General features: G+C 71.0%; 19 protein-coding genes. 12 read left to right on the plus strand and 7 right to left on the minus strand.

The window, feature by feature from the left end; translation table 11 throughout:
- Positions 1-24 precede the first annotated feature (24 nt).
- The 3 genes from STRIP9103_RS31995 to STRIP9103_RS32005 form a co-directional block, all read right to left on the minus strand.
- Positions 25-603 carry a TerD family protein gene (locus STRIP9103_RS31995; RefSeq protein ID WP_009327411.1) on the minus strand — a complete coding sequence of 193 codons (579 nt, stop codon included), beginning with the start codon at positions 601-603 and terminating at the stop codon, positions 25-27.
- 171 nt (positions 604-774) lie between these two features.
- Positions 775-2,904, minus strand: a complete 2,130-nt coding sequence (gene uvrB / locus STRIP9103_RS32000) for an excinuclease ABC subunit UvrB (protein WP_009327385.1) — start codon at positions 2,902-2,904, stop codon at positions 775-777.
- Positions 2,905-2,943: 39 nt separating this feature from the next.
- Positions 2,944-3,813: an MHYT domain-containing protein gene (locus tag STRIP9103_RS32005; RefSeq protein ID WP_009327394.1), complete on the minus strand. Its 870-nt coding sequence runs from the start codon at positions 3,811-3,813 to the stop codon at positions 2,944-2,946.
- 280 nt (positions 3,814-4,093) lie between these two features.
- Between STRIP9103_RS32005 and STRIP9103_RS32010 the strand changes: the two genes are divergently transcribed.
- On the plus strand, positions 4,094-4,966 hold the full coding sequence (locus tag STRIP9103_RS32010) for a glycerophosphodiester phosphodiesterase (RefSeq protein ID WP_009327372.1): 873 nt from the start codon (positions 4,094-4,096) through the stop codon (positions 4,964-4,966).
- 123 nt (positions 4,967-5,089) lie between these two features.
- Positions 5,090-5,641, plus strand: a complete 552-nt coding sequence (locus tag STRIP9103_RS32015) for a methylated-DNA--[protein]-cysteine S-methyltransferase (RefSeq protein ID WP_009327375.1) — start codon at positions 5,090-5,092, stop codon at positions 5,639-5,641.
- A gap of 173 nt (positions 5,642-5,814) precedes the next feature.
- On the opposite strand, the gene STRIP9103_RS32020 is transcribed toward STRIP9103_RS32015, so the two are convergent.
- Positions 5,815-6,243: a VOC family protein gene (locus tag STRIP9103_RS32020; RefSeq protein WP_009327360.1), complete on the minus strand. Its 429-nt coding sequence runs from the start codon at positions 6,241-6,243 to the stop codon at positions 5,815-5,817.
- 97 nt (positions 6,244-6,340) lie between these two features.
- Here STRIP9103_RS32020 and STRIP9103_RS32025 point away from each other — a divergent pair, with 97 nt between their 5' ends.
- Positions 6,341-7,246, plus strand: a complete 906-nt coding sequence (locus STRIP9103_RS32025) for a pseudouridine-5'-phosphate glycosidase (RefSeq protein ID WP_009327359.1) — start codon at positions 6,341-6,343, stop codon at positions 7,244-7,246.
- 121 nt (positions 7,247-7,367) lie between these two features.
- Positions 7,368-8,270: a carbohydrate kinase family protein gene (locus tag STRIP9103_RS32030; protein WP_048821367.1), complete on the plus strand. Its 903-nt coding sequence runs from the start codon at positions 7,368-7,370 to the stop codon at positions 8,268-8,270.
- 193 nt (positions 8,271-8,463) lie between these two features.
- On the opposite strand, the gene STRIP9103_RS32035 is transcribed toward STRIP9103_RS32030, so the two are convergent.
- On the minus strand, positions 8,464-9,261 hold the full coding sequence (locus STRIP9103_RS32035) for a methyltransferase domain-containing protein (RefSeq protein WP_048821359.1): 798 nt from the start codon (positions 9,259-9,261) through the stop codon (positions 8,464-8,466).
- Positions 9,262-9,466: 205 nt separating this feature from the next.
- Between STRIP9103_RS32035 and STRIP9103_RS32040 the strand changes: the two genes are divergently transcribed.
- Positions 9,467-10,594 (plus strand): magnesium and cobalt transport protein CorA, encoded by a 1,128-nt coding sequence (locus tag STRIP9103_RS32040; RefSeq protein ID WP_048821360.1) that lies wholly within the window; start codon positions 9,467-9,469, stop codon positions 10,592-10,594.
- A 34-nt stretch (positions 10,595-10,628) separates the two neighbouring features.
- Here STRIP9103_RS32040 and STRIP9103_RS32045 read toward each other — a convergent pair whose 3' ends face one another.
- Together STRIP9103_RS32045 and STRIP9103_RS32050 are read right to left on the minus strand one after the other, a co-directional pair.
- Positions 10,629-11,057, minus strand: a complete 429-nt coding sequence (locus STRIP9103_RS32045) for a CBS domain-containing protein (protein ID WP_009327422.1) — start codon at positions 11,055-11,057, stop codon at positions 10,629-10,631.
- Positions 11,058-11,218: 161 nt separating this feature from the next.
- Positions 11,219-11,860: a nucleoside/nucleotide kinase family protein gene (locus STRIP9103_RS32050; protein ID WP_181800521.1), complete on the minus strand. Its 642-nt coding sequence runs from the start codon at positions 11,858-11,860 to the stop codon at positions 11,219-11,221.
- Positions 11,861-11,952: 92 nt separating this feature from the next.
- Here STRIP9103_RS32050 and STRIP9103_RS32055 point away from each other — a divergent pair, with 92 nt between their 5' ends.
- The 7 genes from STRIP9103_RS32055 to STRIP9103_RS32085 all read left to right on the plus strand — a co-directional run bounded on the left by STRIP9103_RS32055 (position 11,953) and on the right by STRIP9103_RS32085 (position 20,569).
- Complete coding sequence (locus STRIP9103_RS32055) at positions 11,953-12,636, plus strand: DUF2293 domain-containing protein (protein ID WP_078614122.1); 684 nt, start codon at positions 11,953-11,955, stop codon at positions 12,634-12,636.
- Between the two features lie 64 nt (positions 12,637-12,700).
- A complete protein-coding gene (locus STRIP9103_RS32060) occupies positions 12,701-13,189 on the plus strand; it encodes a hypothetical protein (protein WP_009327379.1) in 489 nt (162 codons plus the stop codon).
- A gap of 175 nt (positions 13,190-13,364) precedes the next feature.
- Positions 13,365-13,844, plus strand: coding sequence for an anthrone oxygenase family protein (locus tag STRIP9103_RS32065; protein ID WP_009327369.1), 480 nt, complete (start codon positions 13,365-13,367; stop codon positions 13,842-13,844).
- 129 nt (positions 13,845-13,973) lie between these two features.
- The gene (locus tag STRIP9103_RS32070) at positions 13,974-15,461 is read left to right on the plus strand and encodes a glutamate synthase subunit beta (RefSeq protein ID WP_009327364.1); all 1,488 of its coding nucleotides are present in this window, start codon (positions 13,974-13,976) and stop codon (positions 15,459-15,461) included.
- Between the two features lie 133 nt (positions 15,462-15,594).
- Entirely contained in the window at positions 15,595-17,010 is a 1,416-nt protein-coding gene (gene pdxR / locus STRIP9103_RS32075; protein ID WP_009327412.1) for a MocR-like pyridoxine biosynthesis transcription factor PdxR, read from the plus strand.
- A 332-nt stretch (positions 17,011-17,342) separates the two neighbouring features.
- Positions 17,343-19,682, plus strand: coding sequence for a PEP/pyruvate-binding domain-containing protein (locus tag STRIP9103_RS32080; RefSeq protein WP_009327398.1), 2,340 nt, complete (start codon positions 17,343-17,345; stop codon positions 19,680-19,682).
- Positions 19,679-20,569, plus strand: a complete 891-nt coding sequence (locus STRIP9103_RS32085; RefSeq protein WP_009327403.1) for a hypothetical protein — start codon at positions 19,679-19,681, stop codon at positions 20,567-20,569. The genes STRIP9103_RS32080 and STRIP9103_RS32085 overlap by 4 nt, the downstream gene beginning before the upstream one ends.
- Positions 20,570-20,787: the final 218 nt, after the last annotated feature.

A 20,787-nucleotide genomic window follows, 5' to 3' on the forward strand; every position in this document is an offset into this window, starting at 1 on the left:
TTCGTGCGTGTGGCGTCCGGCTCCCTACAGGACCGGCAGGATCGCGGGCATCAGGTCCTGGAAGGTGCGGCCGTTGGCGGGCGAACCGATGGCGGTCATCTGCCAGCCCCCGCCCGAGCGGTGCACCTTGGCCATGATCTGGGCCGTGTACTGGCCGCCGCCCGCGAGGGTGTAGCGCGCGAGCTCCTGCCCGTTCGTCTCGTCGACCAGTCGGCAGAACGCGTTCTGCACTTCCTGGAACGTCTGACCCGTGAAGGAGTTCACGGTGAAGATGATCTGGTCGATGTGGACGGGGACACGGGCCAGGTCGACGAGGATCGCCTCGTCGTCGCCGCCCTGGCCTACACCACCGACCAGGTTGTCACCGGTGTGACGGACGGAGCCGTCGTCGCTCACCAGGTGACGGAAGAAGACGACGTCGACCGGCTGCTTGTCCGCGAACAGGACGGCCGAGGCGTCGAGGTCGATCTCACGGGTGCGGGATCCGAACAGGCCGCGCCGGGGGGCAGCCTGCCAGCCGAGACCCATGCGCACCGCGGTCAGGCTGCCTCCGTCGTTCTTCTGCAGACTGATGGCCTGACCCTTGGTCATGTTGACGGTCACGCGCTGATTCCCCTCTCGAACTGTCCCCTGTTGCCGCGGAGTCCGCGGATGTGCAGCACCATACGCAGCGGCACTGACAATGCCGCAGCCTGTGTCGCACTTTGTGTCGGTCTTGCAACACAGTGCGCCCGCGCCGGGGGTGCGGCCCCTCCCCCGGCATCCGTCGAGCCGTCAGGCCAGGCCCGCCTCCTTCATCTGCCGCAGCTCCTTCTTCATCTCCGAGACCTCGTCGCGCAGCCGGGCGGCGATCTCGAACTGCAAGTCGGCGGCAGCCGCACGCATCCGCGCCGTCATCTCCTCGATCTGCTCGGCGAGGTCGGCCGCGGGACGGTCGGTCGGCACCGTCTCCTTGGTCTTGCCCTTGGCGGACTTGGCCGCCTTGCCGGCGAGGGATGGCACGGGGGCCTTCGCGCCCTTGCCGTCCTTCCCCTTGCGGTAGCCCGTGCCGAGCAGCTGTTCGGTGTCGACGTCCTCGCGAGCGATCTGCGCGACGATGTCGTTGATCTTCTTGCGGAGCGGCTGCGGGTCGATGCCGTTCGCCTTGTTGTACGCGACCTGCTTCTCCCGGCGGCGGTTGGTCTCGTCGATGGCCTTCTCCATCGCCGGGGTGATCTTGTCGGCGTACATGTGGACCTGGCCGGACACATTGCGCGCCGCGCGGCCGATGGTCTGGATCAGAGAGGTCCCGGAGCGCAGGAAGCCCTCCTTGTCGGCGTCCAGGATCGCCACCAGGGAGACCTCGGGGAGGTCGAGGCCCTCGCGCAGGAGGTTGATGCCGACCAGGACGTCGTACTCGCCGGAGCGCAGCTCGCGCAGCAGCTCGACACGGCGCAGGGTGTCGACGTCGCTGTGGAGGTAGCGGACCTGGATGCCGAGTTCCAGGAAGTAGTCGGTGAGGTCCTCGGCCATCTTCTTGGTGAGCGTGGTGACCAGGACGCGCTCGTCCTTCTCGGTGCGCTTGCGGATCTCGTGCACCAGGTCGTCGATCTGGCCCTCGGTGGGCTTGACGACGACCTCGGGGTCGACCAGTCCGGTGGGGCGGATGATCTGCTCGACCTGACCGTCGGAGCGGGACAGCTCGTACTGGCCCGGGGTCGCCGAGAGGTAGACGGTCTGGCCGATGCGCTTCTGGAACTCCTCCCACTTCAGGGGCCGGTTGTCCAGGGCGGACGGCAGCCGGAAGCCGTGGTCCACGAGGGTGCGCTTGCGGGAGGCGTCGCCCTCGTACATCGCGCCGATCTGGGGGACGGTGACGTGGGACTCGTCGATGACGAGGAGGAAGTCCTCCGGGAAGTAGTCGAGCAGCGTGTTCGGCGGGGAGCCGGGCTCGCGGCCGTCGAAGTGCATCGAGTAGTTCTCCACGCCCGAGCAGGAGCCGATCTGGCGGAGCATCTCGATGTCGTAGGTGGTGCGCATCCGCAGGCGCTGGGCCTCCAGAAGCTTGCCCTGCTTCTCCAGCTCCGCCAGGCGCTCCGCCAGTTCCTTCTCGATGTCGTTGACGGCCCGCTCCATGCGCTCGGGGCCGGCGACGTAGTGGGAGGCGGGGAAGACGTACAGCTGCTGGTCGTCGCTGATGATCTCGCCGGTGAGCGGGTGCAGCGTGGAGAGGGCCTCGATCTCGTCGCCGAACATCTCGATGCGGACGGCGAGTTCCTCGTAGACCGGGAAGATCTCGATGGTGTCGCCGCGGACGCGGAAGGTGCCGCGGGTGAACGCCAGGTCGTTGCGGGTGTACTGGATGTCCACGAAGCGGCGCAGCAGCTCGTCCCGGTCGTGTTCGTCGCCGACCTTCAGGGGGACCATCCGGTCGACGTACTCCTGGGGCGTACCGAGGCCGTAGATGCAGGAGACCGAGGCGACCACGACGACGTCGCGGCGGGTGAGCAGCGAGTTGGTCGCGGAGTGGCGCAGGCGCTCGACCTCCTCGTTGATCGAGGAGTCCTTCTCGATGTAGGTGTCCGACTGCGGGACGTAGGCCTCGGGTTGGTAGTAGTCGTAGTACGAGACGAAGTATTCGACCGCGTTGTTCGGCAGCAGCTCGCGGAACTCGTTGGCCAGCTGGGCGGCCAGCGTCTTGTTCGGCGCCATCACCAGGGTGGGGCGCTGGAGCTTCTCGATCATCCACGCGGTGGTGGCGGACTTGCCGGTGCCGGTCGCGCCGAGCAGGACGACGTCCTTCTCACCTGCTTCGATGCGCCGGGCCAGCTCGGCGATGGCCGTGGGCTGGTCGCCGCTCGGCTGGTAGGGGCTGACGACCTCGAAGGGCGCCACCGTGCGTTCGATCTTGGAAACGGGCCGCATGGAACCACCGTACGACTCCGCACTGACAACGGGCTCCGATCAGCGGTTCTGCGGGGTGCGGTAGTGCCGTTCGCCGTGTACGTGACCGGCCCGGGACAGCGGGCGCCGGCCGGTGTGCACGGGGGCGTGGGCCGGGACGCCGGGGCGGCGCTCGACGGGGTTGCCGTGGAACCTGCCCATGATCATGAAGGGGTCGAACATGATGACGACACCGGCGAGGATCAGAAAGAGCAGTGGGCCGATGATCAGCGGGGCGAGCATCGCGGCGGAGGAGGAGCCCTCGGCCGGGGCGACGGCGGCGGCGCTGTGCAGATGGACGCTGAGGGCGGCCATGCCCGTGTAGTGCATGCCGCTGACGGCGACGCCCATGACGAGGCTCGCCCCCACGCTCCACAGGAAGCCGCGGACCTGTCCGGCGGCCCACAGGGCGGCGATCGCGGCCACCACGGCGATGACGACCGAGGCGGCCACGGTGACGGTGTTGTACTCGAGCTTGCCGTTGAGGCGCATTCCGGCCATGCCCAGGTAGTGCATGGAGGCTATGCCCAGGCCCGTGACGGTGCCGCCGGTGAAGAGCGCGGCCCCCTTTGCCCCTTTGGAGCCGACGATGAAGATGCCGACGCCGACCATGACGATCGCCAGGGCGAGACTCGCGAAGGTCATCCCCGCGTCGTAGTGGACCGGGGTCTGCACGACCTTGAATCCCATCATCGCGACGAAGTGCATGGTCCATATGCCGGAGCCGATGGCCGCCGAGCCCAGCGCGAGCCAGCCGAGGCGCCAGCGGCCGTCGACGAGCATCGATCTCGCGGTGCAGCGAAGGCCGAGCGCACCTCCGAGGCAGGCCATGAGATAGGCCACCAAGGGTGTGACGAGTCCATAGCTGAAGCCGTCGACCGTGCCCTGCATGCGCGGCTGCCTTTCCCGCCCTGTCGCGTCCCTGGATTCCCTGCACCGCCCCCGCCCCCGGGACCGCCACAACGGTCAGGGTTGTCGCAGAGAGTATGACCCCCACCGGAATGGTCGAACGATTTTCCGGCAAAGAAACACGCCCTTGCCTCACTTGTGCGGTGCCCGTGAGCGGACTTGGGCAACTCCATTCAATTCGTGGCCATCTTGCACCCTCCTCTCGTTGACCCTCTGCTGTCACGCTTGAGCTGACCGTGATCGATCGACGCGAGGAGTACGCATGCAGATGCGGGCAGTTGCCGCGACGACCACCGCGTTCATGGGAGCCGCCGCCCTCGTGCTCCCCACTTCCCCCGCCCAGGCGGCCGCCGACACCGACGGTCCGCTGGTCGTCGCGCACCGCGGAGCCTCCGCCTACGCGCCCGAGAACACCCTGGCCGCCGTCGACAAGGCCGACGAGATGGGCTTCGACTGGGTCGAGAACGACGTCCAGCGCACCAAGGACGGCCGGCTTGTCGTCATCCATGACGCGACGCTCACGCGGACGACCGATGTCGAGGAGCTCTACCCGGGGCGGGCGCCTTGGAATGTGTCGGACTTCACCGCCGCGGAGATCGCGCGGTTGGACGCGGGCAGTTGGTTCAGCGACCGCTACGCGGGGGCGCGCGTGCCGACGCTGCAGCAGTACATGAGGCGTGTGTCACGCAATCACCAGAAGCTCGTCCTGGAGATCAAGAACCCCCAACTCTACCCGGGCATCGAACAACAGACCCTGAAGGTGCTCTCCAACGAGGGCTGGCTCGCTCCGGGGCACCTCAGGAACCGGCTGGTCATCCAGAGCTTCAGCGCGGACACCGTACGGCGGGTGCATGAGCTGCGCCCCGGCGTGAAGACCGGTCTGCTGGGCACCCCGGACATCTCCGACCTGCCGGAGTACGCGACGTTCGCCGACCAGATCAACTCCTCGTACACGACCATCTCCGAGGCCTACGTCGCCACGCTCCACGCGTCCGAGGGCCCACACGGAAAGCCGTTGGAGATCCTCACCTGGACCGTGAACGACGCGGACAACGCCCGTCGGGTGGCGCGTTACGGCGTGGACGGCATCATCACGAACAAGCCGGACGTGATCGAGGAGGCCACTCGGGACTGAGGGAGCCGTTCAGGGCCGGGGGAGTCTCGCCTCGACCCTGGCACGCCCCTTCTTCCGTGGTGTGCGTTCCGGGGCGGAGCGCACACCACGGGCGTTGTCAGTGACAGGCCGTACGGTGGTCGCATGAACAGCCATGGGAACGAGCAGCAGGTCGTGTGGGCCGTCGTCGGCACCGACATCGGTCCACTGCTGCTGGCCGCCACGGACGACGGCCTGGTGAACGTCGTGTTCCACGCCACGGACGAGGTGCGCGACAAGGCGCTGGACCGGCTCGCGTCCCGCCTGGGCACCGTGCCCGTCGAGGCCCCCGACGCCCCCGCCCTGGCCGAGGCCATACGTCAGTTCGAGGCGTACTTCGCCGGTGAGCGGCATGACTTCGACCTGCCGCTGGACTGGTCGCTGATCACCGGGTTCAACCGCCAGGTACTGCGCGAGCTGGCGTCCGGTGTGTCGTACGGCTCGGTCGTGGGCTACGGGGACCTGGCCCGGCGGGTGGGGCAGCCGGGCGCGGCCCAGGCGGTCGGCATCGCGATGGGGTCGAATCCGCTGCCGGTGGTCGTGCCGTGCCATCGGGTCGTCGAGAGCGACGGCGGCATCGGGGGCTTCGGTGGCGGCTTGGAGACCAAGCGGAAGCTGCTGGCACTGGAAGGAGTGCTTCCGGAGCCGTTGTTCTGAGACATCTGTAGGCGATCTGTGCGGTGAGGCACTGGGACGGTCACCGTCCCACCATGTGGTCGCCCAGCGGCCGAAACGACACCGGAAGGGTGGCCGAAAGCCGCTGACGGGAGCGGCTTCCGCCGTGGGCACAGCCGCTGGTGAAGGCCTCTCACCGAGCATGGATCGCCGCGCTACTCGTAGTGCCGCGCCTCGAACACGTTGCCGTCCGGATCCTTGAAGTAGAAGCTGCGCCGGGCCATTCCGCGGGCACCGAAGGAGTCGTACGAGAAGTCCGAGACGGGGACCGCCCGTTCCTCCAGACGGGCCCTCAGTTCGTCGAAGGCGTCGGTGGGCAGGGCGATGCAGACGTGGTTGACCGGATGGCCCGCGCTGTCGGCGGCGCCGGGCACCATCTTCATGCGCTCGGCCATGGTGAGCGGCATGAGGTCGAGGATGGTCTCGTCGTTGAGGCGTACGGAGGGGAAGGGCACCTGTCCTGCGGCGTATTCGGTGATCCTCACGGGTTCCAGGCCGACGGCCTTCTCATAGAAGTCGGCCGCGGCGACCGGCTCCCGCACCCAGAGGACGACGTGGTCGAGACGTGCCGTGTTGTCCGTCATGCACCCAGGCTGGTGTCCGGAACCACAGCTCGCAAGGGTTTGGCCGGGCGCGCCGTCCGCCAGAGATGAGGAAGAACGACAGACAGGAGGCAAGCGCGTGCTGGTGGTGTCGGAAGAGGTGCGGGAAGCGGTTGACGCGCGTCGACCCGTGGTGGCGCTGGAGTCCACGATCATCGCGCACGGGCTGCCCCGCCCGCGCAATCTGCAGGTGGCGCTGGAGCTGGAGGGCGTCGTACGGCAGGAGGGTGCCGTGCCGGCGACGATCGCCGTGCTCGACGGGCGGCCTCACATCGGCCTCGACAAGGAGCAACTGGAGCGGGTCGCGAACGAGGACGGCATCCGCAAGCTCGGCCACCGGGATCTGCCGCTCGCGGTGGCCTCGGGAGTGAGCGGCGCGACCACCGTGTCGGCGACCGCCCTGCTGGCATCCCTGGCAGGCGTACGGGTGTTCGCGACGGGCGGGCTCGGCGGCGTGCACCGGGAGTGGACGGTGACCCAGGACGAGTCCGCCGACCTGGGGCTGCTGGCGCGCGCCCGGATCACGGTGGTGTGCGCGGGCGTGAAGTCGATCCTGGATGTTCCGGCGACGCTGCAGCGCCTGGAGACACTGGGTGTCGCCGTCGCCGGGTACGACACGGAGCGCTTCCCCGGCTTCTATCTCTCCGACTCGGGCTACCCCGTGGAGTGGACGCTCCGGTCGCCGGGCGAGGTCGCGGAGGTCATGCGCGCCCAGGACGCGCTCGGTGGCCCGGAGTCGGCGCTGATCGTCGCCAACCCGGTGCCCGAGGACGAGCAGCTCGATCCCGAGCTCCACGCGCGCGTGCTCGCCGAGGCACTGCAGGCGTGCGAGGCGGAGGGGGTGACGGGCCAGGCGGTCACCCCGTTCCTGCTGAGCTATCTGGTACGGCACACCGACGGCGCCTCCCTGCGCGCCAACCTGGCGGCGGTGCGGGGCAACGTACGGCTCGCGTCCCGGATCGCGGCGGCCTGGGCCGGGGCGTGAGGTGACGCGGCGGGGCGTGAGCGGGGCCGACGGTGGTGCGCGTGGGCCCGGCGGTGAGGCGAGCGGGGCTGACGCGGCATCGGGCGGTGCCGGTGGTCCCAAGACCGGGGCCGGCGCCGAGGTGGGTGGAGCTCTGCTTGTCGTGGGTGATGTCGTCACGGATGTCGTCGCCCGGCACCGGGGACCGCTCGCGTCCGGTACCGACACGGCCGCCGCGATCCGGACGCTGCCGGGCGGGGCCGGTGCCAACGTGGCGTGTTGGGCGGCTCATTGGGGCTGCGCGGACGTGCGGCTGCTCGGGCGGGTGGGCGTGGACGCGGTCGCGTGGCACGAGCGGGAGCTGCGGGCTTCCGGGGTACGGCCCCACCTGGTCGTCGATCCGGAGGCGGCGACGGGGACGGTGATCTGTCTGGTGGACACGGACGACGCGGCCGAGCGCACGTTCCTCACGGACAGCGGTGCCTCGCTGCGGCTGGACCCGGACGACTGGTCGTCGTCCCTGCTCGACGGGGTCGCACGGCTGCATCTGTCGGGCTATCTGTTCTTCTCCGAGCCGAGCCGGGCGTTGGTCGCGATGGTTTTGGAGTCGGCACGCGCGCGTGGGGTGCCGGTGAGCGTGGATCCGGCGTCGGCGGGGTTCCTGAGGGAGCTGGGCGTGGACCGTTTCCTCGAACTCGCCGAAGGGGTCGATGTGTTGCTGCCGAGCCGGGACGAGGCGTGTCTGCTGACCGGGCTGCCGGACCCGGCCGACGCCGCGGCCAGGCTGAGCCGCCTTGTTCCGCTGGTCGTGGTCAAGCAGGGGGCTGACGGTGCCCTGGTCGCCCGCGGTGGCAGTGTGGGCTCCCGGGTTCCGGCGGCGCCCGCCGCGGCCCACGACACCACCGGCGCGGGCGACGCCTTCACCGGGGCGTTCCTGGCCGCCCTGCTCACCGGCGCGACGGCCGAGGACGCGGCGGTCGAGGGGTGCAGGGCGGGGGCGCTGGCGGTGGAGAAGGTGGGCGGGAGACCGCCGACAAAGGACTGACGCCTTGGGCCGGCCGGCCTCACGGGCCGACTCTGATCGATGAGCGACTGTGCGCAACCGCGCTGCGGCGGCCTGCCCCCCGGAGGCGGATCAGGCCGGTGGGCAGTGCGAGCCGGCGGGGCCCCGGAGCGTCGGCCGTGAAGGGGCGAAGGCGGCCTCGAAGCTCCACCGCCCCCATCCGCTATGTCTTCCGTCATGGCTTCCGCCCCCAAGCGGAGATCAGCGGGGCGGCGGCGATGTCCATCGTGCCGGCGGCCACGTTGGCCAGATGGCGGTCGATCTCCGCGTCCGTGGCGAGGTTCGCCGTGACGAGGTCGGCGCGGAGCTGCTGGATCGTCGAGGTCTCCAGGGCGGCGCAGGCGGGTGCGGCGACGGGGAAGTAGGCGTCGGCCTGCACGCCGCGCAGGCCGGCCGCGCGAAGCAGACGCGGGAGCCTGCGGCCGTGCGCCGGGTCGACGCCGCGTGCGGAGAGCAGCGCACGGGCGGCCTGGCGGAGCCGGTTGGCGAGTTGGTGCTCGGGGTCGGCTTCCTCCAGGCAGGCCAGGGGCTGGAGGGCGAGGTCGGCGTCCTCGACCAGGAGCCGCCCACCGGGACGCAGGGCCTTGATCATCGACAGTAGCGCCCGCTCGTGGTCCGGCGCGTGGACCAGGGCCAGCCGGGCGTGGACCAGGTCGAAGCCCTCCCCCGGCGGCTGGTCGACGCCCACGCGGTGGACGAGGACGCCGACCGGTGGGCGGACCACCGAGGGGACGGCCCAGGAGAGGTCGGTGCCGGTCGCGATGACCTTGCCGGTCGGTCCGACCTTCTTGGCCAGCCAGGAGACGACGGAGGCGCCTCCCGCGCCGACCTCCCAGCAGCGCCAGCCGGACCCCAGACCGAAGCCCTCCATGTGCCGGAACGTCGTAGGGTCGAAGAGCGCGGCGAAGGCGTCGGAGTGCTGCCCCGTGTCGGCCTGCCGGTGGTCGAGGAGATACCCGTCGTTTCGCATCATGACGCGATCATCCCATTTAACCGACTTGCCGCTTGTGGCGACGCTCCCGCAGTCCACCAGGTCCGCTCCGGCGGCGGCTGGAAGCTCCGGAAGGGAAGCGGATGGTTCCGTTCCCACAGCCTTACCCGCCACTCGTTCAGTCCTGGCAAACTGGCGCGACAAGGCACGGAATGCGGTGCGAGGAGATCCACGCAAGGAGATCCAGATGTCCATGGCAGGGAATCTGCGGAAGGTCACCGGCCTCGACAAGGTCGGCAGCCTCCGCAAGGTGGCACGGCTGGCACGGCGTCGCGCCCGCGTCGACCTCAGCCATCCGGCCCGCTCCCCGCTGGGCACCTCGGTGGTGAACTGCGTGACGTATCAGAAGGGCGTCCGCTTCCCCGGGGGGCGCGATGTCATCGAGGCGGTCAGGCAGGTCCGCGGGACCGACCACGGCTTCGTCTGGCTCGGGCTCCACGAGCCGACGGAGCGGGAGTTCGCCGGTATCGCCGAACTCTTCGATCTGCACCCGCTGGCGGTCGAGGACGCGGTCGAAGCCCATCAGCGCCCGAAGCTGGAGCGGTACGGCGACACACTGTTCGCGGTGTTCAAGACGGTCTGCTACGTCGAGCACGCGGAGCTGACCGCGACCAGCGAGGTGGTGAACACCGGCGAGATCATGGTCTTCGTCGGCTCCGACTTCGTGATCACGGTCCGCCACGGACGGCACGGTTCGCTCGGCCCGCTGCGTGAGGAGCTGGAGGCGAACCCGGAGCAGCTCGCCAAGGGCCCGGCCGCGGTGCTGCACGCGATCGCCGACCATGTGGTGGACGACTATCTGTCGGTCACGGACTCGGTGCAGGCGGACATCGACCAAGTGGAGACGGATGTGTTCGCCTCGAACGGCGCGCGCGTCGACCCGGGGCGCATCTACCAGCTCAAGCGTGAACTGCTCGAACTGAAGCGGGCGGTGGCCCCGCTCGCCCGCCCGCTCCTGGAGCTGACCTCACGGCCTATCCGGGTGATCGATCCCGAGATACAGGCCTACTTCCGGGACGTCTCCGACCATCTGATGCGGGCCACCGAGCAGATAGCCGCGTTCGACGAACTGCTGAACTCGATCCTGCAGGCGCATCTCGCACAGGTCAGCGTCGCCCAGAACGAGGACATGCGGAGGATCACGGCGTGGGCGGCGCTCATCGCCGTGCCGACCATGGTGTGCGGGGTCTATGGCATGAACTTCGAGCACATGCCCGAGCTGCACTGGAAGTTCGGCTACCCCCTGGTCCTGGGAGTCATAGCCATCGCCTGCGTCACCCTCTACCGGGGCTTCAAGCGCAACGGCTGGCTGTGACCCCCGGGCCGGCGGAAGCGGAGGTACGACCGGGTCAGTGCGTCGCGCTCTTCGCGTAGACGCTCTCGGCCCAGTCGGCGATCTGGTCCTCCGGCAGATTACGGGCCAGGTCGGCCTCGCTGATCATGCCGACGAGACGCTTGTTCTCGATGACCGGAAGCCGGCGGATCTGGTGCCCCTTCATCTCCTGGAGCACCTCGCTGATGTCGGCGTTCGCGTCGATCCAGCGCGGCGTGCCCTTGGCCAGGTCGCCCGCCGTGACCTTGGACGGGTCGTGCCCCATGGCGACACAGCCGACGACGATGTCGCGGTCGGTGAGGATGCCGCAGAGCCTTTCGTTCTCGTCGCTGATGGGGAGCGCTCCGACGTTCAGTTGGCGCATCAGCTGGGCGGCCCGGTCCAGAGTCTCGTGGGCGGGGATCCACTGGGCGCCGCGGTGCATGATGTCTCCGGCAGTGGTCATGTGGTACCTCCCGGTGCCGGACGGCCGGCGCGGCGCAGGACGCACCGCTAGTCCCGGCACCCTTCATTCTTGCCTCGCCGAGAGGGAAGCGCACCCGGAGGAACAGGGCCGTTTCAAGGTGCCGCGGCACAAGGGGACATGGCGGGGAGTCAGCATCCCCGTCAGCCGCGCCATGCCGGATGGCGTGGGTCGTCGGCGCGTATCAGGACGTCGGCGGTGGCGGCCGGGTCGGTCTCGGCGGCGTAGCGCTCGAAGACGGGAAGGGTCCAGTGCTCACTCTCCGGGGTGCGGCGGCGCAGGGCGCCCGGGGAGAGAAGGACGTGGACGGTCAGATCGAAAGGGAACCAGTTCTTCAGGAGGAGGGGGCCGTGCATCAACAGGAGTGCACCGGGCTGGAGCTGAACGTAGGGGCTGCGGGTCGCGCGGTCGGTGGCGGGGTCCCAGAGGTCGGGGAGGACTCGGCCGGTGCCGTCGGGTTCGAGCGGGCCGAAGACCTCGCGCCAGAGGGCGGCGGTGTCGAACCAGCCGTTGTAGTACGCCTCCACGTCCTCGTGGCCGTACTCGAACCGGAGCGACGCCGGTCGGAGGAAGCCCTCGGTGCCCACGACGAGGGAGGACCGGCCGCGTATGCGCAGCGCCTCGGACACCCGCGCGGCGAGGTCCCCGGGGCGTGCGGCCGGGGCGCCGTCGAAGGCGATGCGCGGCCAGGGGCCGCCGTCGGCCGGCTTCAGGTCGAGGAGGCGGTCGGCGAGGAGGTCGCCGAGCCGTTCCCAGGTGATCGCTTCGAATCGCACACGGTCCATGATGCCGCGCGCGGCGCACCGTGCCCGAGCCACTCGGGAGACCGGCGCGACGGCCGCGTGACCCTGCGGCCACCAGGGGGAATGAACCGCGTATGGCAGCGCTCGCTACTCCCCCGCCCCGCACCGGACTTGTCGTCGTGCAGGCCCGTAGGAAGAAGCACTGCGCCGAATGCCGGAGCGGGCCGGTGGCCCTGCTGGTGCTGGAGAAGGGCGCACCGCGCTGCCTCGACTGCGCGGACCTCGGGCATCTGGTGTTCCTGCCACGGGGCGACACCGCGCTCACCCGCCGGGCCAGGGAGGAGAGTTCGCTGTCGGCGGTGGTCGTGCGGTTCAACCGGCGCAAGAGCCGGTACGAGCGGCAGGGCGTCCTGGTCGAGGAGGCGGCCCTCGCCCGGGCCGAGGAGCGGTGCCTGGCGGACGCGGAGGCGCGCCGACGCCGCCGGGCGCGGGACGCACGGCGGCGGGCCGCGGAGGACGTGCGCTTCACGAACGCGTTCGCGGCGGAGATACGGCGGCTGTTCCCCGCGTGTCCCGCCGAGCGGGCCCACGACATCGCCGTGCACGCCTCGGTACGCGGCAGCGGCCGAGTCGGCCGGAGCGCGGCCGGACGCGCCCTCACGGAGGTGGCGGTGACCTCGGCGGTCATCGCGTCCATACGGCACCTGAACACGCCGTACGACCGGTTCCTCATGAACGGCGTACCACGCCACGAGGCCCGGCGCCGGATCGCGGGGGTGGTGGAGGCGACGCTGCGGGAGTGGCGGGCGGCGGGGTGAGCGGCGGCAGGCAGGGTCGGGAAAACCGGTTGGTGGGGGGTGGCGAGGCGGACAGGGTGGCGTCATGGCCGATCTACTGTGGGATGACGTGAAGTGGTTCTTCGACCCGGTCGAGATGGGATCGCTGCCGGACGTGTTCGTCCCCGGCACCGCGGTGGAGGACTGGCAGGCGGTCCTTGACCTCATCGGGGAGCGGGGCTGGGCGTTCCGGTATTCCGAAGGCGAGACCGTGTTGCCGCTTCCCCGGGCGGAGGTTGTGCTGTCCCGCCCGGCCGATGCCGAGCAGCCTCATCTGGAGGTCTGGCCGGCTCCCGATGTGTTGGCGATCTTCCGGTTCTATGCGGCGGAGGAGATCGACTTCGATGTTGATCTCCGGCAACTCCAGGGGCAGGAGCGGCTCGATGTGCTCTGCGGGTTTCTGGCGGCGATCGGGCGGCGTCTGGGGAAGCCGGTGCTGATGGACAGCGAGGGCGGAGGCGGCAGTCGTCCCGTGCTCGGGTTCGATGTCACGGCCGATCGGGTCGTGGCATTGGTGGAACCGCGGGTCACGTGACCGACGGGCCCCGCGCGGAGGCGGCGGACGGATGGGGCGGATCGTCCCTGGGCGCTCGCGTACGGGAGCGCGCCGCCTCGGCCATGGTGACTGTGGTCGTGGACATGTTCACTTTTGGTGATGGCAGGTGCTGGGCAGGGTCTTGGAAATCGGGGGATATCAGGTGGGAGCGGACATGATCGACGGGCCGTACTTCGTACTGACGGTACTGGGGTTGCTCGGGACCGGGATCGTGGCGGGAGTGTTCTGCGGGTTCTCGACGTTCGTGATGAGGGCGCTCGCCTCGTTGCCGCCGGCGCAGGGGGTCGCCGCGATGCAGGCGATCAATGTGAGTGCCCTGACTCCGGCGTTCATGCTGGTGTTCGTCGGTACGGCGGTGCTGTGCGCCGTGCTCGCCGTCGTCACGTTCGTGCTGTGGCCGGACGAGGGCACGGTGGAGTTGCTGCTGGGCAGCGCGCTGTATCTGTTCGGCTGTTTCGGGGTCACAATGGTGGCGAACGTGCCGCGCAACGACGCGCTCGCCGAGCTGGACGCGGGCACCCCGGAGGCCGCGACGTACTGGCGGACCTATGTGAGCCAGTGGACGGCGTGGAACCACATACGGATGGTGGCCTCGGCCGCGGCGGCGCTGTCGTATCTGCTGGCGCTCGCCTGAGGCGGGCCCGGCGGGGGCGTCGTATCGTGGCGGGAAGAGAGCGCCGCCCGAAGGCGTCGGCATGGCGCAGATCCGAGTCCGCCGGTACGGCCGCGCCGTACCCGCACGCGATACGTGAGGGAGACGGCCATGGCCGATCCCAAGGGTTTCCTGACCACCCCACGCGAGGAGTGGCCCCGCCGACCCGTGCGGGAACGGGTACGGGACTGGAACGAGGTCTACGTTCCGGGGGCGCTGCTGCCGATCATCAGCAAACAGGCCGACCGTTGCATGGACTGCGGCATCCCGTTCTGTCACGACGCCTGTCCACTCGGGAACCTGATACCCGAGTGGAACGATCTGGTGTCGCGGGAGGACTGGCGGGCGGCGAGCGACCGGCTGCACGCCACGAACAACTTCCCCGAGTTCACGGGGCGGTTGTGTCCGGCGCCCTGTGAGGCGGGGTGTGTGCTGGCGATCAACCAGCCGGCGGTGACCATCAAGAACGTCGAGGTGGCCATCGCGGACCGGGCCTGGGAGGACGGTTTCACACCACCGCGCCCGCCCGAGCGGCTGACCGGGAAGACGGTCGCGGTCATCGGCTCCGGGCCGACCGGGCTGGCGGCGGCGCAGCAGTTGACCCGGGCCGGGCACACGGTCGCGGTGTATGAACGGGCCGATCGGATCGGGGGATTGCTGCGGTACGGGATACCCGCGTTCAAGATGGAGAAGCGGCATCTGGACCGGCGGCTGGAGCAGATGCGGGCGGAGGGCACGAAGTTCCGTACGTCGACGGCTGTGGGGACGGACATCGGGGCGGCGGAGTTGCGGGCGCGGTACGACGCCGTGGTGGTCGCGACAGGGGCTACGGCCTGGCGGGAGCTGGATGTGCCGGGGCGGGAGTTGGCCGGCGTCCATCAGGCGATGGAGTATCTGCCACTGGCCGACCGAGTGTGCGAGGGGGATCTGGAGGTCTCGCCGCTGTCGGCGGCCGGGAAGCATGTGGTGATCGTCGGGGGTGGTGACACGGGGGCGGACTGTCTGGGGACGGCGGTACGGGAAGGCGCCGCGTCTGTGACGCAGTTGGACATCTATCCGCTGCCGGGGGCGGAACGGGACGAGGAGGTCGAACCCTGGCCGACGTATCCGAAGGTCTACCGGCTCTCTGCGGCGCACGAGGAGGCGCGCGACCTGGAGACGGCGCCGGCCGCGGACGCGGACGCGCGGTTGTTCGCGGCGTCGACGCTCCGGTTCACGGGGGACGCCGACGGGCATGTGCGGGCGTTGCATCTGGTCGAGGTGGACGAGCGGCGTCGGCCCCGGCCCGGTACCGGTCGGACGCTCCCCGCCGACCTCGTGCTCCTCGCCCTCGGGTTCTCCGGACCCGACCGCGACGACGGGCTCGTCGAGCAGCTCGGGCTGGCCCTCGATCCGCGCGGGACCATCGCCCGGGGGCCGGACTTCGGGACGAACGTCCCCGGCGTCTACGCCGCGGGGGACGCCGCCCGCGGGCAGTCCCTCATCGTCTGGGCCATCGCCGAGGGCCGGGCCGTCGCCGCCGCCGTCAACCACCGCCTGACCGGCACGGAACGCCTGCCGTCCCCGATCGGGCCCTACGACCGGCCCATGACGCCGTAACCGCCCACAACCACAACCACAGCCACAGCCACAGCCACTGCCGCTGCCGCTGCCGCTGCCGCCGGGCACATCGTGATCGAGAGGGCGGCGGTGTGGGGAGGATGGGGTGCGGCCTGTCCTAGGGTGCGTTCTCATGGTGGATTCCTGGGTCGATTCGGCGGAGCGGATTGGCGCTGATCTGCATCTGGAGCTGATGGGGGCCGGTGGGCGACGGGCCGCGTTGATTCGGGCGTTGCGGGAAGCGGTGCGTGGGGGACGGTTGGCGCCGGGGACGCGGTTGCCTCCGTATCGCTCACTGGCCGCGGATCTCGGTGTCGCCCGCAACACGGTCGCCGACGCGTACGCGGAGCTGGTGGCCGAGGGGTGGCTGACAGCACGGCAGGGCTCGGGGACGCGGGTCGCCGAGCGGGCGGAACCACTGGGCGCCCCCGCGCACGTACCGAAGAAGGCGCCGTCACGCGCGCGTGGGCCGCGGCACGATCTGCGGCAGGGCACTCCGGACGCGTCGGCGTTCCCGCGCGCGGCCTGGGCGGCGTCGTACCGCAGGGCGCTGACGCAGGCGCCGAACGAGGTCTTCGGGCCGGGGGATCCTGCGGGTCGGAGCGAGCTGCGCGAGGCGCTCACCGAGTACCTGGCACGCGCGCGTGGAGTGCGGACCGAGCCCTCGCGGATCGTGGTCTGTTCCGGCTTCGCGCATGCCCTGCGGCTGCTCTTCCACGGTCGGGTGCTGCGGGGGCCGCTGGCCGTGGAGTCGTACGGTCTGGGATTTCATCGTGAACTGCTGAGCGCCGCGTCCGTACGGACCGTTCCACTGCCGCTGGACGAGGACGGCGCGCGGGTGGACGGGCTGGGGCGGGAGAGGGTGGTACTGCTGACGCCCGCGCATCAGTTCCCCACGGGTGGGCCCTTGCATCCGTCGCGGCGGGCAGCCGTGGTCGACTGGGCACGCGCGCGTGGAGGAGTGATTCTGGAGGACGACTACGACGGGGAGTTCCGGTACGACCGCAAGCCCGTCGGGGCCGTGCAGGGACTGGATCCCGAGCGGGTCGTGCACATCGGCTCGGTCAGCAAGAGTCTGTCGCCCGCGCTGCGGCTGGGGTGGATGGTCCTTCCGGAGCGGTACGTCGACGCCGTGCTGGAGGCGAAGGGCGAGCGGGAGGCATGGGCGAGCGTCCTGGACCAACTGGCGCTCGCGGACTTCCTCGTTTCCGGGGCGTACGACCGTCATGTGCGGCGTATGCGGCAGCGCTACCGTGCGCGGCGCGACCGGCTGGTGGCCGCCCTCGCCGCACACGCGCCGCATATCGAGGTCACCGGGATCGCGGCCGGGCTGCACGCGGTGCTGCGGCTGCCGGCCGGGGCCGAACGGTCCACGGTGCGGGCGGCAACCCGGCAGGGCATCGCGCTCGACGGGCTGGCCGAGTTCCGGCACCCGGAGGCGACGGACACCGACGTACCGGACGGGCTCGTCGTGGGATACGCGACACCTCCGGAGCACGCGTACGGCGCGGCGGTGGAGGCGCTGTGCGGGGTGCTGCCACCGGGGTGAAGGACAGGGCAGGGGTGAACGACGGAGCCGGAGTGAAGGACAGGGCCGGGGTGAAACGACAGGGACGGCGAGTGGCGGGGCGGTCCGGGCTGCAGGTTGACGGTGACTGCCAGGTTGCGGGTACATAAACCCCAGTCGACAGGAAATCAACCGGAGTGGGACCATTGGCGCAGGAGGCGTGTCGCCGCCCGCCAGCCGCAGATGCACACACACCGCCGATCACGGATCCACACAATTTGGACGGTGATCCGCCCCCATCCTTCGTTCCGTCGTCAGGCGTAGGGCCCTCCCGCGCGTCCCCCCTGTTGGCGGCAGGTCCTGGAGGGTGCTCGATGACGACGCTCGACGAACGTCACGGAGAACACCGAGAAGGTGCGCACGACGGGGGACTGCCCCGGGGCGGCGGCACACCCGATCCTCACGTCGTCTCCCTGACCCAGGCGACGGCCTCGCTCCCCCTGCTCACCGGTTCCAAGGCGGCCCATCTCGCGCGGGCGGCTCGCGCCGGGCTGCCGGTACTGCCCGGCTTCGTGCTCCCCCACGGTTCGCACACCGCCGCGTCCGCCGTGCAGCGCGCCTGGCGGGAGCTGTCCGGGCACGGTTCGCGCCCCCTCGTCGTACGGTCCTCCTCGCCGCAGGAGGACACGCGGGAGTCCTCTCTGGCGGGCCGGTTCGACTCGGTGCTCGAAGTGCGGGGGTGGGAGGAGTTCCGCGCGGCGGTGCACACCGTGCGGGAATCGGCGGGGCGGGTCGACGGGGTCGCCGCGCCCATGGCGGTGCTCGTCCAGCCGATGCTGAGGGCCCGGGTCGGAGGCGTGCTGTTCGGAGCGGACCCCGTGGCGGGCCGGACCGACCGGATGCTGGTCAGCGCGGTGCGGGGCGGGCCCGACTCGCTGGTCAGCGGCGAACAGCCCGGTACGAGTCACGTGTTGAGCGGATGGGGACGGTTGCTGCGGACCGAACCGGCCGAGTCGGGCGAACCGGCGGAGCCGCTCGGCCCGCAGCCTGTGGGGAGCGAACGACAGCCTGCCGGCTCCAGCCCCTTGCTCACGGCCTCCGAGTTGCGTCGGCTCGCGCGGCTCGCGCGTCGTGCCGCTCGTGTGTTCGGTGGGCCGCAGGACATCGAGTTCGGTTTCGACGAGGACGGGCGGTTGTGGCTGTTCCAGAGCCGTCCGATCACGGCGATGGCGGCCCGGCCGGGGCGCGGGGCGCGGTTGCTCGGTCCTGGGCCGGTGGTGGAGACGCTGCCGGGGCAGTTGGAGCCGCTGGAGGAGGATCTGTGGGTGGCGCCGATGGCACGGGGGCTGGCCGTGGCGCTCGACATCGGCGGCAGTGCGCCCCGGCGGCTGTTGCGGACGGTGCCGGTCGTCACGACGGTCGGCGGGCGGGCCGCGGCGGACCTGCGGCTGATGGGCACCGTCCCGCCGAGGCACCGCCGGCTGGCGTTGCTCAACCCGGCGCCGGGTGCCCGGCGACTCGGTGCCTCCTGGCGGGTGGGGCGGCTGGCGTCGACGTTGCCCGACCTGGCGACGGACCTGGTGGCGGACGTCGACCGGCGGCTCACCGAGACCCCGCCGCCCGGCGAACTGCCGACCGCCGAGCTGATCTCGACCCTCCGCTGGACCCGCGCCGTCCTCGTCTCACTGCACGCCCAGGAGGCCCTCGCGGGCGCCTTCCTCCCGGAACCCCATGTCACGGCCGCGAGCACCGCCCTCGCCACGCTCGCGGAGACGGGCGCCCAGCACCTGCCGGACCACCGGCTGATCGCCGCCGAGCCGGTGGTACTCGCGCTGACGGCACCGAGCCTGTGGGCCACCCTGCGGCTGCCCCGGCCCAACGGGGCGGTCCGACACGACCACGCCGCAGCGGCATCCGGTGTCGAGCGCACCGCATCCCCCGGCGCCGAACACACCGCATCCCCCACAGCGACCGACGCCCCCACCTCTCCGGCCGCCACCTCCGCGACGGCCACCGCGACCGCTATCGCCACCGCCACCGCCGCCAAGCGACCCCCCGCCCAAGAGCCCGGCCCTCACGCACCCGCACCCGTCCCCGGCCCCATCCCTCCCCCAGCCGCCCTCCCACCCCGCGAAGCCCTGCGGCTGCGCGTTCGGTGGGTGCAGGAGTTGCAGGTGCGGCTGGTACGGGAGGGGGCCCGGCGGCTGGTCGTACGGGGAGCGCTGCGGGAGGACCGGCAGACGGGGCTGTTGCGGTGGAAGGAGTTCGTGGTCGCGTTGGAGAGCGGGCCGCTCCCCCGTGACCTCGACGAACGGCTGCCCCGGTCCGCCTCCGCGCCGCTCCCGGACGCGTTCCGGCTCGCGGGCGGCGGTGTGGTCGTCGCCGAGCGCACCGCCCGGCGTTCCGGCGACGGCGCCCGGGGCGTGTCCGGCGGGCGGGCCGTCGGCACCGCCTGGGACGGCGTCGGGCCGCGGCCCCCGGACGCCGTGCTCGTCGTACGCACCCTCGATCCGGCGCTCGCCCCGCTCCTGCCCCGCCTCTCCGGGCTGGTCGCGCAGACCGGCAGCCCGTTGTCCCATCTCGCCGTCCTGGCCCGGGAGTTCGGGGTGCCCACGGTGGTCGGCGCCACCGACGCGGTACGCCGTTTCCCGCCGGGCACCCGACTGACGGTGGACGGCACCTCCGGCGACGTACGGTCGGAGGGATCACCATGAGGCGGCTCGCTTACCTCTTCGGGGGCGCGGCGGCGTTCGGCGCGGGCGTCTACTTCGTCATCTACCTCTACCGGTGGCAATGGCAGCGGGCGATCCTCTGCGGAGTGCTGCTGCTGATCGTCGGGGTGCTGCTGCTCGGGATCGTGCTGCTGGGGCGTCTCTCGCGGATCGAGGAGCGGATCCGGGAGAACGACCGCCGGCAGCAGGACGTGCTCGCCCGACTGGGGCAGACGCAGGCGCGGGAACGGGGCGACCGCTTCCGCTGGCTGGAGGACCCGGCGAGCCGTACGTATGTCTTCGTGCCCGTGCTGATGGTCGCCGGGGTGGCGCTGTCCGGGATCGCCTGGCTGGTGCAGCGGATCGCGTCGGCCGCGGCCCGGCCCACGGCCGAGCGACGTCTGGCCGGCCGGTTGGCCGTCCTCACCGCGCCCGAGTCGGCCCCGGACACCGATCTGGAGGACGTACGGCCGCCCGTCGGCGGCGGTCGGCGTCGGACGGCCCGGCTGGTCACCGTGGGCGTCGTCGGCGCCGCCCTGCTGGCCTCGCTCGTCGTCGGGCTCGCCGAACTGACCCAGACCAGGAAAGTGGAGGCGAACGAGGCCGAGGCGACCTCCGTACTGGTCCGCGTCGACATGCGGGGCGTGGCCTCGACCAAGGAGCGGCAGACCATGGCCGCACGCCAGGCCTGGGAGCGCTGCCGGAACTCGACGTCCGTACCGCTGCGGCAGACCACACTCGGCGACCTCGGGGACGGTCTGTTCGCCGGGGTCCTCCGCCCCGCCCTCACCGACCACGACCGGCTACGGCTGCGGGGCTGCCTGGAGGACGCCGACGTCGATCGCGCCCACCTCACGGTGGTGGGCATCGACGACGCGGACGAGGAGTGAGCCGCCGGGAGACGCGACAGCCTGCAGGCAGCGACCGGCAGCGACCGGCAGCGACCCGCAATCGACAAAACGGTAATAACGTAGTGAGTTCTCACACAATCGGACAGATCACCCATCGGGTCGGGTTACGATTCCGAGCAGGCCCTCTCCCGCAGGGCCTCAGATCCTCTGTCGCAGGGGCTCGGGCCTTCGCCACCGGGTCCGGGGCCCTCCGTCGC

Origin of the sequence: Streptomyces ipomoeae 91-03, assembly GCF_000317595.1 — a bacterium.
Taxonomy (GTDB): Bacteria; Actinomycetota; Actinomycetes; order Streptomycetales; family Streptomycetaceae; genus Streptomyces; species Streptomyces ipomoeae.

Coding starts and splice junctions, on each gene's coding strand:
- uvrB (WP_009327385.1), bottom strand. CDS start 2,904: ATGCGGCCCGTTTCCAAGATCGAACGCACGGTGGCGCCCTTCGAGGTC.
- pdxR (WP_009327412.1), top strand. CDS start 15,595: ATGGTGGATTCCTGGGTCGATTCGGCGGAGCGGATTGGCGCTGATCTG.
- STRIP9103_RS32045 (WP_009327422.1), bottom strand. CDS start 11,057: ATGACCACTGCCGGAGACATCATGCACCGCGGCGCCCAGTGGATCCCC.
- STRIP9103_RS32005 (WP_009327394.1), bottom strand. CDS start 3,813: ATGCAGGGCACGGTCGACGGCTTCAGCTATGGACTCGTCACACCCTTG.
- STRIP9103_RS32060 (WP_009327379.1), top strand. CDS start 12,701: ATGGCCGATCTACTGTGGGATGACGTGAAGTGGTTCTTCGACCCGGTC.
- STRIP9103_RS32050 (WP_181800521.1), bottom strand. CDS start 11,860: ATGGACCGTGTGCGATTCGAAGCGATCACCTGGGAACGGCTCGGCGAC.
- STRIP9103_RS32020 (WP_009327360.1), bottom strand. CDS start 6,243: ATGACGGACAACACGGCACGTCTCGACCACGTCGTCCTCTGGGTGCGG.
- STRIP9103_RS32065 (WP_009327369.1), top strand. CDS start 13,365: ATGATCGACGGGCCGTACTTCGTACTGACGGTACTGGGGTTGCTCGGG.
- STRIP9103_RS32080 (WP_009327398.1), top strand. CDS start 17,343: ATGACGACGCTCGACGAACGTCACGGAGAACACCGAGAAGGTGCGCAC.
- STRIP9103_RS32035 (WP_048821359.1), bottom strand. CDS start 9,261: ATGATGCGAAACGACGGGTATCTCCTCGACCACCGGCAGGCCGACACG.
- STRIP9103_RS32040 (WP_048821360.1), top strand. CDS start 9,467: ATGTCCATGGCAGGGAATCTGCGGAAGGTCACCGGCCTCGACAAGGTC.
- STRIP9103_RS32055 (WP_078614122.1), top strand. CDS start 11,953: ATGGCAGCGCTCGCTACTCCCCCGCCCCGCACCGGACTTGTCGTCGTG.
- STRIP9103_RS32010 (WP_009327372.1), top strand. CDS start 4,094: ATGCAGATGCGGGCAGTTGCCGCGACGACCACCGCGTTCATGGGAGCC.
- STRIP9103_RS32070 (WP_009327364.1), top strand. CDS start 13,974: ATGGCCGATCCCAAGGGTTTCCTGACCACCCCACGCGAGGAGTGGCCC.
- STRIP9103_RS32015 (WP_009327375.1), top strand. CDS start 5,090: ATGAACAGCCATGGGAACGAGCAGCAGGTCGTGTGGGCCGTCGTCGGC.
- STRIP9103_RS32085 (WP_009327403.1), top strand. CDS start 19,679: ATGAGGCGGCTCGCTTACCTCTTCGGGGGCGCGGCGGCGTTCGGCGCG.